The organism is Lysobacter oryzae DSM 21044 (assembly GCF_059568595.1).
This window is the reverse complement of record NZ_JCANTQ010000008.1, coordinates 314756-327670: the sequence shown is the minus strand read 5'-3', so window position 1 is coordinate 327670 and position 12915 is coordinate 314756. Positions and strand designations below refer to the sequence as shown.

Annotated in this window: 12 protein-coding genes; 1 reads left to right on the top strand and 11 read right to left on the bottom strand. The window is 69.1% G+C overall.

Features of this window, described 5'->3' with window-relative positions:
• Positions 1 to 16 precede the first annotated feature (16 nt).
• Genes hisIE through BP05_RS01665 form a run of 9 tightly spaced genes read right to left on the bottom strand, consistent with a single transcriptional unit; the run spans position 17 to position 7470 of the window.
• The gene (gene hisIE / locus BP05_RS01705) at positions 17 to 682 is read right to left on the bottom strand and encodes a bifunctional phosphoribosyl-AMP cyclohydrolase/phosphoribosyl-ATP diphosphatase HisIE (protein WP_496359804.1); all 666 of its coding nucleotides are present in this window, start codon (positions 680 to 682) and stop codon (positions 17 to 19) included.
• Complete coding sequence (gene hisF / locus BP05_RS01700; protein ID WP_496359802.1) at positions 672 to 1448, bottom strand: imidazole glycerol phosphate synthase subunit HisF; 777 nt, start codon at positions 1446 to 1448, stop codon at positions 672 to 674. The genes hisIE and hisF overlap by 11 nt, the downstream gene beginning before the upstream one ends.
• Entirely contained in the window at positions 1442 to 2188 is a 747-nt protein-coding gene (gene hisA / locus BP05_RS01695; RefSeq protein WP_496359800.1) for a 1-(5-phosphoribosyl)-5-[(5-phosphoribosylamino)methylideneamino]imidazole-4-carboxamide isomerase, read from the bottom strand. Before hisA ends, hisF begins: the two co-directional genes overlap by 7 nt.
• Complete coding sequence (gene hisH / locus BP05_RS01690) at positions 2185 to 2784, bottom strand: imidazole glycerol phosphate synthase subunit HisH (RefSeq protein WP_496359798.1); 600 nt, start codon at positions 2782 to 2784, stop codon at positions 2185 to 2187. Before hisH ends, hisA begins: the two co-directional genes overlap by 4 nt.
• Positions 2784 to 3857, bottom strand: a complete 1074-nt coding sequence (gene hisB, locus BP05_RS01685) for a bifunctional histidinol-phosphatase/imidazoleglycerol-phosphate dehydratase HisB (protein WP_496359796.1) — start codon at positions 3855 to 3857, stop codon at positions 2784 to 2786. The genes hisH and hisB overlap by 1 nt, the downstream gene beginning before the upstream one ends.
• Complete coding sequence (hisC, locus tag BP05_RS01680; RefSeq protein ID WP_496359794.1) at positions 3854 to 4945, bottom strand: histidinol-phosphate transaminase; 1092 nt, start codon at positions 4943 to 4945, stop codon at positions 3854 to 3856. The genes hisB and hisC overlap by 4 nt, the downstream gene beginning before the upstream one ends.
• Positions 4942 to 6243: a histidinol dehydrogenase gene (hisD, locus tag BP05_RS01675; RefSeq protein ID WP_496359792.1), complete on the bottom strand. Its 1302-nt coding sequence runs from the start codon at positions 6241 to 6243 to the stop codon at positions 4942 to 4944. The genes hisC and hisD overlap by 4 nt, the downstream gene beginning before the upstream one ends.
• Positions 6240 to 7154, bottom strand: coding sequence for an ATP phosphoribosyltransferase (gene hisG / locus BP05_RS01670; protein WP_496359790.1), 915 nt, complete (start codon positions 7152 to 7154; stop codon positions 6240 to 6242). The genes hisD and hisG overlap by 4 nt, the downstream gene beginning before the upstream one ends.
• A gap of 10 nt (positions 7155 to 7164) precedes the next feature.
• On the bottom strand, positions 7165 to 7470 hold the full coding sequence (locus BP05_RS01665; RefSeq protein ID WP_496359788.1) for a YerC/YecD family TrpR-related protein: 306 nt from the start codon (positions 7468 to 7470) through the stop codon (positions 7165 to 7167).
• Positions 7471 to 7610: 140 nt separating this feature from the next.
• On the opposite strand from BP05_RS01665, the gene BP05_RS01660 reads away from it, so the two are divergent.
• Positions 7611 to 9452 (top strand): sensor domain-containing diguanylate cyclase, encoded by a 1842-nt coding sequence (locus BP05_RS01660; RefSeq protein ID WP_496359786.1) that lies wholly within the window; start codon positions 7611 to 7613, stop codon positions 9450 to 9452.
• A gap of 17 nt (positions 9453 to 9469) precedes the next feature.
• Here the strand turns inward: BP05_RS01660 and BP05_RS01655 are convergent, their stop codons facing one another.
• Together BP05_RS01655 and hisS are read right to left on the bottom strand one after the other, a co-directional pair.
• Positions 9470 to 11356 (bottom strand): HAL/PAL/TAL family ammonia-lyase, encoded by a 1887-nt coding sequence (locus BP05_RS01655; RefSeq protein WP_496359784.1) that lies wholly within the window; start codon positions 11354 to 11356, stop codon positions 9470 to 9472.
• The gene (gene hisS / locus BP05_RS01650; RefSeq protein ID WP_496359782.1) at positions 11353 to 12753 is read right to left on the bottom strand and encodes a histidine--tRNA ligase; all 1401 of its coding nucleotides are present in this window, start codon (positions 12751 to 12753) and stop codon (positions 11353 to 11355) included. Before hisS ends, BP05_RS01655 begins: the two co-directional genes overlap by 4 nt.
• Positions 12754 to 12915: the final 162 nt, after the last annotated feature.

The following is a 12915-nucleotide window of genomic DNA, read 5'->3' as shown; positions in this document are numbered from 1 at the left end:
CATGGCATCGCAGCGATTATCCGAGGCCGGGGTCGCCTTGCAACTTCGAGCCGGCCACGGCGGCTGCCTGGTGGCGCGAACGCAGCACCGACACCACGTCGGCAAGCGACAGGCCCCGGGCACGCAGCAGCACGAGCGCATGGAAGAGCAGGTCGGCGGCCTCTCCCGCCAGCTCCGCGTTGCCCTGCGCCACCGCCGCCAAGGCGGTTTCGACGCCCTCTTCGCCGACTTTCTGCGCGATCGTGCGCACGCCGCCTTCGAACAGGCGCGTGGTGTAGCTCCCCGCCGGCCGCTCGCGTTCGCGCTGCGCTACCAGGACATCCAACTCGGCGAGGAAATCGCCCGGCGCCCGCGGGAAGCAACTCGCGCGTTGCAGGTGGCAGGTCGGGCCCTGCGGACGTGCGAGCACCAGCAGCGTGTCGTCGTCGCAGTCGGCTTCGATCGACACCAGTTGCAGGAAGTGTCCGGACTGCTCGCCCTTCGTCCACTGCCGCTGCCGGCTGCGGCTGTAGAACGTGACCTTCCCTTCCGCCAGCGTGGTTTCCAGCGCCGCACGGTCCATGTAGCCGAGCATGAGCACGCGCAGCGTGGCGGCGTCCTGCACGATCACGGGCAGCAACCCATCCTGTTTCGCCCAGGCCAGCGCGTCGACCTGCAGCGGACTGACGACCTCACGCGGCATCGCGCACCTCGACACCCTGCCCGCGCAGGACCCGCTTGAGTTCCGGAATGCGCACCGCGCCGGAGTGGAACACCGAGGCGGCCAGCGCGCCGTCCACGTCCGCCGTCTGGAATGCCTCGACGAAATGGGCCGCGCTGCCCGCTCCCCCCGATGCCACCAGCGGCACCTGGCAGATCGCGCGAACTCGGCACAGCTGGTCGAGGTCGTACCCTTGGCGGACGCCGTCGCTACCCATGCAATTGAGCACGATTTCGCCGGCGCCGCGTTGCTGCGCCTCGACGACCCAGTCCAGGGTCCGCCTCGCCAGCGCCTGCGTGCGCGAGGGATCGCCGGTGTACCGGCGCACGCGCCATTCGCCATCCGCATCGCGCAGGCTATCGATGCCGAGGACGACGCATTGCACGCCGAAAGCCGCGGCCAGTTCGTCGATCAGCTGCGGTCGCTCGAGCGCGGGCGTGTTGACCGAGATCTTGTCGGCACCGGCATGCAGCAGCGTGCGCGCATCCTCCACGTCACGGATGCCGCCGGCGACGCAGAACGGGATGTCGATCGCGCGCGCCACGCGCTCGACCCAGCCGCGGTCGGCGCTGCGGCCTTCGGGGCTGGCGGTGATGTCGTAGAACACCAGTTCGTCCGCGCCCTCGTCGCGATAGCGCAGGGCCAGGTCGAGGATGTCACCCATGTCGACGTGGTCACGGAAGCGCACGCCCTTGACGACGCGCCCGTCGCGCACGTCCAGGCAGGGAATGATGCGCCGGCTCAGCATGCCTTCTCTTCCCGCAGGGCCTGCCCCAGGTCGAAGCGCGCTTCCAGCAGCGCCTTGCCGAGCACCGCGCCAGCGCAACCGGCCTCGCGCGCGGCTTCGATGTCGGCGATATCGCGAACGCCACCCGACGCCTGCAGGGACAGGCCCGGCGCCTGCGCCGCGATGTCGCGGTAGAGCTCGAGGTTGGGGCCGGACAGCATGCCGTCGCGTTCGATGTCGGTGCACAGCACGTGGCGCAGTCCTGCGTCCGCGTAGCGCGCCAGCAGGTCGTCGAGGCGCGCTCCGCCCTGGCGCGTCCAGCCTTCGGTCGGCAGCAGCCAGTGGCCGTCCACGCGGCGCGCATCCAGGGCGACGGTGAGGCGTTCGGGCCCGAACAGATCGAGCCATGCCATCACCGTCTGCGGCTCGCGCACGGCCAGCGATCCCACGACGACGCGATCGGCGCCGGCCGCTAGAATGCGGCGGACATCGTCGACGCCGCGCACGCCGCCGCCGGTCTGCACGCGCAACGAGGTGTGCGCCTTCAACTGCGCCAGCAGCCCTGCCAGCGTGTAGCCACCTTCGCGCGCCGCATCGAGGTCGACCAGGTGCAGCCACGCCGCGCCGGCGTCCGCGTAGCGTTGTGCCAGGTGCAGCGGCGCGTCGGCATATCGCGTTTCCTGGTCGTAGTCGCCCTGCTGCAGGCGCACGACCCGGCCCGCGCGCACGTCGATGGCGGGATACAGGGTGAAGCCGCTCACGCCAGTCGCTCCGACAGGAAATTCTCCAGCACGCGGGCGCCGACGGCCGCGGAGCGCTCGGGATGGAATTGCGCGCCCCAGCACCGGCCGCGACGCACCACGGCGGCGAACTGTTCACCGTGCGTTGCCGTGGCCAGCGTGTCGTCGCCAACCGGAGCGGCGTAGCTGTGGACGAAGTAGGCCTGCGCGCCGTCCGGAACGCCCGCCAGCAATGCATCGTCGCTACGCAGCTGCAGCGCATTCCAACCCATGTGCGGCACGCGGATGCCCTCGCCGTCCGCCAGCTTGCGGATGCGCCCCGGAATCAACCCGAGGCAGCGCGTTTCGTTCTCCTCGGACGACTCGAACAGCAACTGCATGCCCAGGCAGATGCCCAGCAAGGGTTGCGACAGCGTGCGCACGAGGTCGACCAGCCCCAGTTCGCGCAGGCGCGCCATGCCCGCGCCGGCGGCGCCCACGCCCGGCAGGATCACCCGGTCGGCGCCGGCAATCGCTTCGGCGTCCGCGCTCAGCCGCGCGTTCGCACCCAGCCGCTCCAGGGCGTACTGCACCGAACCGATGTTCGCCCCGCCCGCGTCGATCAGGACCACGTCCATCACAGCAGGCCCTTGGTGGTGGGCAGCGCGTTGCCCTCGCGGCGTACCGCCTGGCGCAACGCACGCGCCACGACCTTGAAGCACGCTTCGACCTGGTGGTGGTCGTTGTCGCCATCGACCTTGAGGTGCAGGTTCAGGCCGGCCGTCTCGCATAGCGAACGGAAGAAGTGCGGAACCAGTTCCGTCGGCAACTCGCCGACGCGTTCACGGCGGAAGCTGCCGTCGAACACGAAGTACGGGCGCCCGGAAAAATCCAGCGCAGCACTGGCCAGCGATTCGTCCATCGGCAGGGTGAAGCCATAGCGGCCGATGCCGCGCTTGTCGCCCAGCGCCTGCCTGAGCGCCTGCCCGAGCGCGAGCCCGCAGTCCTCCACGGTGTGGTGTTCGTCGATGTGCAGGTCGCCATCGCAACGCAGCACCAGGCTGAAGCCGCCATGCTTGCCGAGCTGCTCGAGCATGTGGTCGAAGAATCCCAGGCCCGTCGCGACCTCCGGATCGGCCGGCCGATCCAGGTCGACGCGAACCTCGACCTGCGTTTCCTTCGTGCGGCGATCGACCTGCGCGACGCGCGGCGATGCGAGCAACGCGTGGGCGATTCCGGCCCAGTCCCAATCGCCGCCGAACTGCGCGGTCTTCAGCTGGAACGCGCGCACGCCGAGGTTGCGCGCGAACTGCACGTCGGTCTCGCGGTCGCCGATCATGGCCGAGCGCGCCCAGTCGATGCCGCGATCGCGCAGATAGCCCTGCACCAGGCCGAGCCCTGGCTTGCGCGTGGGCGCGTTGTCCGCGGGAAAACTGGTGTCGATCAGGACATCGCGGAAGACGATGCCCTGGCTCGCGAACACCTGCAGCATCAGGTCGTGCGGACCGTCGAACGTCGATCTCGGAAACGACTCGGTGCCCAGGCCATCCTGGTTGGTGACCATCACGAATTCGTAGCCGGCGTCGCGCAACTGCAGCATCGCCGGGATGACGCCCGGCACGAAGCGCAGCTTGTCGAAGCGGTCGATCTGGAAGTCGGCGGGTTCCTCGATCAGGGTGCCGTCGCGATCGACGAAGAGGATCGCGCTCATGCGGCGACTCCGGCTGCTGCCGGCAGCGATGCCAGTGTCTCCAGCACGCGGTCGTTCTGCTCCGGGGTGCCGACGGTGATGCGCAATGCATCGGCCAGGCCCGGCGTGGCCCGCAGGTCGCGGACCACGATGCCCTGCCCGAGCAGCGCGGTGAAAGCCGCTTGCGCGTCGGCGCAGCGCACCAGGACGAAGTTCGCCGATGAATCCATCGCACGGCGCACTGTCGGCAATGCAGCGAGCCCGGCATGCAGGCGCGCGCGCTCGGCGATGGTCTCGACGACGCGCGCCTGGGTGCGTGCGCGCATCTCCGGCGCCAGTGCGGACAACGCGGCTTCGACGCAGGGAACCGGCAACGGATACGGCGCCTGGCAGCGTTGCAGCACGGCGATCAGTTCGGCGCTGGCGATCACGCTGCCGACGCGCGCCGCGGCCAGCGCGTGCGCCTTGGACAGCGTGCGCAGGACGGCGAGGTTCGGCAACGCTTCGAGCAGGCCGGCCGCCGACGGCGCTGCGGAGAACTCGATGTAGGCCTCGTCGACCACCACCACCGCGCGGTCGCGCAGGCGCGCCGCCAGGGCGGCAATCGCGTCCAGCGGCAGCAGGTTGCCGCCGGGATTGCCCGGCGAGCACAGGAACACGATCCTGGCCGAAGCCCGTTCGGTTGCTTCGGCAACTGCGCCGAAGTCGACGGCGTAACCATTGCCGTCGTCGAGCAGCGGAACGTCGACGACGCGCGTTCCGTGCAGCCGCGCGCACACCGCATACATGCCGAAGGTGGGAGTGGTCACGACCACGGCGTCGGCGCCCGGGCGGCACAACGCCCGCAGCAGCAGGTCGATGCCCTCGTCGCTGCCGCGCCCGGCCAGCAACTGCTCCGGCTCGCAGCCGTACAGCCCGGCGAGGCATTGGCGCAGCCGCTGCGGTTGCGGATCGGGATAGCGGCGCAGCAATGCGTCGCGGTCGGCCGGATTCGGCCACGACGACTCGTTGGCATTCAGCCACACGCTGCCTTCGAGCCTGTCGCTGCGCGCCGACTTGTAACCGGCGAAATCGCGCAGGTCGCTGCGTACCAGATCGAGGACGCTCATGCCACCAGCGCCTCCAGCCGCAACTGCACGGCGAGGCGGTGCGCATCGAGGCCCTCGGCCGCCGCGAGTTCGACCGCGCAGGGACCGATCGCCGCCAGTCCCTCGCGCGCGACCTCCTGCACGGTGATCGCGGTCTGGAAACTGGCGACGCTCAAACCGCTGCACCAGCGCGCCGCGCCACTCGTGGGCAGCACGTGGTTGGTGCCGCTGCAGTAGTCGCCCAGGGCTTCAGGTGCCCAGTCGCCGAGGAACACCGAACCCGCACTGCGCACCCGCGGCAGCCATGCTCGCGCGTCGCGCAGCGCCAGGATCAGGTGCTCGGGCGCGTACTCGTTGCTCACCGCAAACGCCTGCTCCAGCGAGTCCACGCGGATCGCCAGCGAGGCCGCAAGCGCGGCCCTGGCGACACGGCCGCGTGGCAGCGTTTCGACCTGGCGCGAGACCTCGCGCACTACCGCATCGAGCATCGCGTCGTCGTCGCTGAGCAGCACGACCTGGGAGTCTGGGCCGTGCTCGGCCTGCGAGAGCAGGTCCGCGGCGACGAACACCGGGTCGGCGCCTGCGTCGGCGATCACCAGCACTTCGGACGGACCGGCCGGCATGTCGATGCCTGCGCCGCCCTCGGTCATCGCGACCTGCCGCTTGGCTTCGGTGACGAAGGCGTTGCCGGGCCCGAACAGCTTGTCGCAACGCGGTATCGACGCAGTGCCGAACGCCATGGCGGCGATCGCCTGGGCGCCGCCGAGCTTGAACACGCGCTCGATGCCGCAGCAACGCGCGGCGAACAACACGGCCGGATCGGCGCTGCCGTCCGTCCGCGGCGGCGTGCACAACACGACGTCGTCGCAACCTGCCAGCGATGCGGGAATGCCCAGCATCAGCGCGGTCGACGGCAATGGTGCGGAACCCGCAGGCACGTACAGGCCCACGCGCGGGATGGGGCGCAGGATGCGTCCGCAGCGCACGCCGCTGGCCGTATCCACGGTGAATTCGTTGCCCATGCCGGCTTGGTGGAACGCGCGGATGCGAAGGGCGGCTTCCGCGATCGCGTCGCGCAACGCCGGGGTCAGCGCAGCCTCGGCAAGGGCAAATTCCGCGGTGGAGACGGCGAAGTCGGCGAGTTCGGCTTGGTCGAATCGCGCCGTGTACTCGCGCAAAGCGTCGTCGCCGCCGCAGCGCACAGCCGCCAGGATCGCCGCGACCGCGGCGGTCGTTTCCGGCGCGGTGACCTGTGCGGGACGCCGCAGCAATTCGCCCCGTTCGTCGGCGGCGAGCGCGTTCCAGTTCACCTGCCTCATGCCAGCAGTCCCTCCACCGGCAGCACCATCAGGCCGCGCGCGCCGGCGCGCTTGAGATCTTCCAGCCGCTGCCAGGTCAGTGCGCCGTGGCAGAGCGCCTGCAACGCAAGGTGCTCGGCGCCGTCGATGCGCATCACCGTCGGCGCCTCCGCATCGGGCAGCAGGGGCAGCAGCGTTGGCAACAGCTCACGCGGCGCCTGGAACATCAGCAGCTTGCTGCGGCGGATGCGCAGCGCACCGTCGAGCCGGCGCAGCAGCAACTCCATCAGTTCGGCGCGGACATCGTCGAATTCGAGCGCCGGCCCGGCCAGCACCGCCTCGCTCTCGAACAGGGTCAGTACCGGCTTGAGCTGGTTCGCCGCCAGCGTCGCGCCGCTGGAAACCAGGTCGCAGATGGCATCGGCCTGGCCCAACCGCGGCGCGATCTCCACCGAGCCGGACAACAGCACGACCTGCGCATCGATCCCCTGCTCCACCAACCAGGCCGAGACCAACTGCGGATAGCTGGTCGCAATGCGCTTGCCGGCCAGTTGGGTCGGACCGGTCCAGCTCCACGCGTCCGGCACGGCGATGGCAAGGCGGCAGCCACCGAAGCCCAGCGGCTGCAGCTCGCGGAAGCGCGCGTCCGCGCCATCGATGCGGTTGGCCAGGTCCTGCTCGACCAGGACATTGCGGCCGACGATGCCCAGGTCGCACACGCCATCGGCGATCAGGCCGGGGATGTCGTCGTCGCGCACCAGCAGCAGGTCGATGGGCAGGCTCTCGCCGTAACAGAACAGGCGGTCGCGGCTTTCGCGCCAGCTCAGGCCGCAAGAGGCCAGCAGCGCGCGCGCAGGCTCGGCCAGGCGCCCGGATTTCTGGATGGCGATGCGCAGGCGGTCGCGCCCCTGCGAGGGCGTCACGGGACTCACGCGGCCCACCTCAACGCGATCCGCGGCGCTTGAGCGCCGCCGCGTAGCCACCGGCGCCGCGCTCGAAGGTGCGCGCGACGCGACCGATCGTGGTGACGCTCACCAGGGTGCGGTCGTGGATCTCGCGGTATGGCACCCCTTCGGCGACGAGCGGCACGACCTTCCAGCGGTCGCTCATGGCCTCGAGCTCGGCCGGCGTGCACAGGTCTTCAAGAAAGGCGCGCACCTGCGCGGCGGATGTCAGCCGCTGCAGGGCGCCGGCGAGGTCGTCGAGGGCGTCCTCGGCCTGTTCAGTATCGGAGGGGCGGCGTTTCATGGTCCATATAATGTATTAACGCGCTATCACATTAACAGGCCGGCTTTGCCGGCGTCAACCCACGGGCAGCGCACGAAGGGGCTGACCAGCTGAAGTACACTTTCGAAAGCCAGCTGCCACGCGGCTGCCAAGGGGTTGCGATGGGGACTTCACGATCACTGCTGGCCCGCGCACTGCCGGGAATCTGCCTCGCCTGGCTGCTGTTGCTCGCGGCGATCCCGGCGCGCGCCAGCCACATGGTCGTACTCACGGATGCAACACCCCGCGTGCCCCTGTCCCCGTACGTCGTCTACTACCACGACGCCGCCGCGCGCGATTCGCTCCAGGATGCGGCCCACAAATTGGCCGGCGGACGCTTCAACCGACTGCCCGATGAGAGCGCCGCCTTCGGTTTCCAGCCGGGCGCCTACTGGTTCCACACGCGCCTGCTCAACCGGTCCGCACGGGAACAGCGCTGGCTGCTCGTGCAGCAATACGCCCTGAGCGACCACATCGACGTCTACGCCAATTACGCCGACGGGCGCACCCAGCGTTGGAGCGGCGGCGATACCCGCCCCTTCGCCGACGGGCGCAGCGTGCGCTACCGCCATCCGAATTTCCTCATCGACCTGCCGCGCGAGCAGCCGGTCGATATCTTCGTGCGGGTGCAGAGCCAGAGTTCGATGCAGGTGCCGCTGACCCTCTACACGCAGTCGGCCTTCACCGAGATATCGCGCGATGCCCAGCTCGGCATGGGCGTCTACTACGGCATCCTGCTGGCCCTGTTCTTCTACAACATGGTGCTGTGGCTGTCGCTGCGCGACGCCAGCTATTTCTGGTACCTGCTGCACATCAGCGCGTTCGGGCTGGTGCTGTTCACCCTCAATGGCCTGGGCTTCGAATACTTCTGGCCGAATTCGACGTGGCTCGCGGACAAGTCCGTGCCACTGTCGATCTGCCTGTCGCAAATCGGCATGCAGCAGTTCACCCGCACGTTCCTCGGATTGAACCAGCGCTGGCGCCTCGGGGACCGCATCACCCTGGGCATCATCGCGTTCTATTTGGTCCTGGGCGTCGCCGCGACCCAGCTCCCCTACCATGTTTCCACGCCGATCGCGTCCGCTTCGGTTTTCCTCAGCATCACCTGGGTGGCGACGCTTGGCTTGATGATCACCCGCCGCGGTTACAAGCCGGCGGTCATCTTCCTGCTGGCGTGGGCGATGTTCCTGCTCGGCACCGGCATGTTCGCCGCGGTCGCCTTCGGCCTGATGCCCAAGGTGTTCTTCACCGAATACGGCAAGGAGATCGGCTCGGCGATGGAAATGCTGCTGCTGTCGATCGGCCTGGGCTACCGCTACTCGGCGCTGCGCAGCGAGAACGAACGCATCATCCGCGAGTCGCGCGACCAGCTCGAGCAGAAGGTCGCGCAGCGCACGTCCGAATTGAGCAACGCGCTGAACCAGCTGGCCGATGCGCACGGTCGCCTGCGCGAATCCAGCCAGCGCGACGGCCTGACCGGGCTGCACAACCGCACCTACTTCCATGAAGGATTCGAAAGCTTGCTCTCGCAGGCGCGCAGCGGCCGCCGCCTGTCGCTGCTGATGATCGACCTGGATCACTTCAAGCAGATCAACGACCGCCACGGCCATCTGGTCGGCGACGAATGCCTGCGCTGGGCCGCGGGCGTGATCGGACAGACCCTGCGCCAGCACAACGCCCTGCTGGCGCGCTTCGGCGGCGAGGAATTCGTGGTCGCGCTGCCGGGAATGGACCTGGAATCCGCGGCCCACGTCGCCGAGGAACTGCGCGTGCGCCTGCGCGCCGAACCATTCCGTTGCCAGGGCGTGACCATCCCGGTGACGGCCAGCTTCGGCGTGCACTCGGTGGACACCAACATGAAGGGCGGCTCGGAAGCCGCCCTGCAGATCGCCGACGAGGCGCTTTATCGCGCCAAGGCAGACGGCCGCGACTGCGTGCGCACGTCCGCGATGATGGCGGCCTGAGGCCGCCCGCGGCCCCCTCAGCCGCGCGCCGCGGCGAGCACGACGCCTTCGCTCACCAGGCGCACCGCGGTTGCGACTTCGCCGTCGAGCGCGCGGTCGCGCGCCAGGAACGGCAGCCGCTCGCGGATCGCCGCGTGCGCGCGCGCAACCGCATCGCCGGGATGGAAGGCCTCGGCGTTCGCCAATTCGACGCGCAAGGCCTCGACTTCGGCGAGGAAGGCTTCGCGGTCGCCGCTGCCCACGACAGGACCGCCCTGCACCTTCGCCGCCAGGCCTGCCGCGTCGGTGCGCGCCGCCAGTGCACGGGCCGCATTGATCATGTCGCGGCGCAGGTCCAGCGCCTGCGCGGCCGTGTACAGCTCCAGTCCGAGCACCTTGCCCAGGTCCTCGGCCATGGCGAGTACGTGGCGCGCCTCGTTGGCGCCCATCGACACGTGATCCTCGGCGTTCGCGCTGGTCGGGATCGAATACACCGACGCGGGCATGGCACGGCTGGCCAGGTCGTTGACGATCGCCGCGGCCGTGTACTGCACGATCATGAAGCCGGACTCGGTGCCGTCCTCGTTGCCGATCAAAAAGCCCGGCAACCCGTCGTTGGTGGCGCTGTCGACAAGCTTGTTGAGGCGGCGCTCGGAAATGCTCGCGAGCACCGGGATCGAAGCTTTCACGTAGCTCATCGCCAGTGCCAGCGGCATGCCGTGGAAATGGCCCGCGGAGATCACCTGCTGCTCGACGTGCTCGGCCTTCGCGTCGGGGAACACGATCGGATTGTCGGTCAGCGCGTTGAGCTCGATGTCGAGCACGCGCGCGGCCTGCGCCAGCGCGTCGCGCACGGCGCCATGCACCTGCGGGATGCAACGCAGCGAATAGCTGTCCTGGGGCTGGTGCTTCTTGCCACCGCGGAACGGGCGGAAGCGCTGGTAGAACTTCTCGCGGCCGTGGCGCTGGCTGAGAGGCACCCAATCCCAGCCGATGTCGAAGCGCAGCTGCTGCGCTTCGGCGGTATCCCAGCTCTCCGGCTGCCAGGCGCGGAAGCGCGGCACCAGGTGGTAGGCGATGTCGCTGAGCGTCGAGCCCTCGAGCAGGCGGCGCAGGTTGGCCGCGGTTTCGACCTGCCCCGGATGCGGACGCAGTGCATGCACCTCTTGCGCAAATGCTCCCAGGCGACCGGCGAACGCATCGACCGTCATGGCGGCGGCGAGATCCGCTGTCTCGACCAGTGCTTCGAGCTTGGCGAGGGCGAGCACGCCCGTGGCCAGCATCTGCGCAGTTCCATTGTTGAGGGCGAGGCCTTCCTTGTAGGAAAGCGTCACCGGCGCCAGGCCGGCGCGCTTCAGCGCTTCGCCACCGGACAGGCGCTCGCCGGCATGGAACGCTTCGCCCCCGCCTAGCAGCACGATCGCAAGGTGCGACAGCGGCGCGAGATCGCCGCTTGCACCGACGGAGCCCAGCTGCGGCACCACCGGCACCACGCCCGCATTGAGCATCGCGGTCAGTGCCTGCAGTATCTCGACGCGGATGCCGGAATGGCCGCGCATCAGGGTGTTGATGCGGATGCACAGCATTGCGCGGACCACTTCTGGCGCGAACGGCTCGCCCACGCACACGGCGTGGGTGACGATCAGGTTGCGCTGCAGCTCCTCGTGCAGGGTCTCCGCGCTGGTTTCCGCACCGGGTAAGCGCTCGCGCAGCCGGTGCGCGCCCAGCAGCTTGTCGGCGTTGCTGCCGAAGCCGGTGTTGACGCCGTAGATCGGCTCTTCCCGGCGCGCCTGTTCGGCGAGGAAGTCGGCCGCGCGCTGCACGGCCGGCAGTTGCGCCGGGTCCAGTTCGACCGTCGCGCCGTGGGCGACCGCAACCAGTTGCGCCCGCGTCAGCGAGCGCCCGTCGAGGCGAATGGATTTCATGCGAGGGTGCCCTGCAATGCTTCGGCCTGCGCGAGTTCGACGCGCAGCGCGCTCACGAGCTCGTTGCGGTTGATGGTGAACTGGTCCTCGCGCCGCAGGTCCTTCACGGTCACCGTGCCGTTGGCGATTTCGTCCTCGCCCAGCACGATCACGAAGCGGATGCCCGCGCGGTCCGCGTACTTGAATTGCCGGGCCAGCTTGCCGGCCTCCATCACCACTTCGGTGTTGAACCCGGCCCGGCGCAGGTCGCCGGCGACCGTCAGGCAATGCGGCAGGTGCGCGGCATCCATCTGGGTGACCAGCGCCTGCACCGTGCTGCCGGTCGCGCCGGCGAGCAGGCCGGCTTCGCGCAGCTGCCAGAACAGGCGCGTCAGCCCGATCGAGATGCCGACGCCTGGCAATTTGGACTTCGTGTAGTGGCTGGCGAGGTTCTCGTAGCGGCCACCGGAGCAGATCGAGCCGATCTGCGGGTAGTCGTTGAGCGTGGTTTCGTAGACCGTCCCGGTGTAGTAATCGAGACCGCGCGCGATCGAGAAGTTCAGCGCGTAATGCGACTCGGGGACGCCCATGGCGCGGACCAGCTCCAGCACCTCGCGCAGCTCGGCCACGCCTTCGCGCAACGCCTCGTTACCCTCGCCCAATGCCGCCAGCTGTGCCAAGGCGTCGGCGTGCGAGGTCGAGCGCACCTTCACGAAGGCCATGATGCGATCCACGGCGTCGGCGGGCAGGTTGAAACCTTCGCCGGTCAGCGTGTCGCGCACGTAGTCCTCGCCGCGCTTGTCGAGCTTGTCGACCTCGCGCAGCACCAGCGCCTGCAGCTCGCCATCGGCGACGCCCTGCGCCTCGAAGAAGCCGCGCATCAGCTTGCGGTTGTTCATCTGGATGGTGAACGCGCCGATGTCCAGTTCGGAGAACACCGCGTGGATGACCGCCGGGATCTCGGCATCGAAACGCACGCTCAGCGAGTCCTTGCCGATCACGTCGATGTCGCACTGGTAGAACTCGCGGAAACGGCCGCGCTGCGCGCGCTCGCCGCGGTATACGCGCTGCATCTGGTAGCGGCGGAACGGGAAGGCCAGGTCGTGTTCGTGCTCGGCGACGTATCGCGCCAGCGGCACGGTCAGGTCGAAGCGCAGTGCGAGTTCGGGCATGCCTTCCGCCCCGGCTTCGGCGGACTTGGCGAGCGCACCGGTGGACTGCACGAAATACACCTGCCGCTCGGTCTCGCCGCCGGACTTGGTCAGCAGCACGTCGGAGAGCTCCATCACCGGCGTTTCCACCGGGAGGAAGCCGAAGCGTTCGTAGTTGCGGCGGATCACGTCCAGCATGCGCTGGAAGGCGATCTGGTCAGGAGGCAGCAGCTCCATGACCCCGGGCGGGGTACGCGGCTTGATCAAGCGGTGCTCCAGTATCTGGTGTGTCTGGGATGTCCCGGGAGCCGGGAATCCGGCGCTGTCGCGCGGCGTCACAGTTTAACTGGCGGCGGACCGGCGAGGCCGGATCGCGCGGTCATGGCAACTGACCACTTGCCCGGATTGGGACGCACCTTTAGAATGCCG

What these genes read in the sequence shown, in the direction of transcription:
- hisH (WP_496359798.1), bottom strand. Translation starts at nt 2,784, where the DNA reads ATGGACGTGGTCCTGATCGACGCGGGCGGGGCGAACATCGGTTCGGTG.
- hisC (WP_496359794.1), bottom strand. Translation starts at nt 4,945, where the DNA reads ATGAGCGTCCTCGATCTGGTACGCAGCGACCTGCGCGATTTCGCCGGT.
- hisD (WP_496359792.1), bottom strand. Translation starts at nt 6,243, where the DNA reads ATGAGGCAGGTGAACTGGAACGCGCTCGCCGCCGACGAACGGGGCGAA.
- BP05_RS01665 (WP_496359788.1), bottom strand. Translation starts at nt 7,470, where the DNA reads ATGAAACGCCGCCCCTCCGATACTGAACAGGCCGAGGACGCCCTCGAC.
- BP05_RS01655 (WP_496359784.1), bottom strand. Translation starts at nt 11,356, where the DNA reads ATGAAATCCATTCGCCTCGACGGGCGCTCGCTGACGCGGGCGCAACTG.
- hisIE (WP_496359804.1), bottom strand. Translation starts at nt 682, where the DNA reads ATGCCGCGTGAGGTCGTCAGTCCGCTGCAGGTCGACGCGCTGGCCTGG.
- hisF (WP_496359802.1), bottom strand. Translation starts at nt 1,448, where the DNA reads ATGCTGAGCCGGCGCATCATTCCCTGCCTGGACGTGCGCGACGGGCGC.
- BP05_RS01660 (WP_496359786.1), top strand. Translation starts at nt 7,611, where the DNA reads ATGGGGACTTCACGATCACTGCTGGCCCGCGCACTGCCGGGAATCTGC.
- hisB (WP_496359796.1), bottom strand. Translation starts at nt 3,857, where the DNA reads ATGAGCGCGATCCTCTTCGTCGATCGCGACGGCACCCTGATCGAGGAA.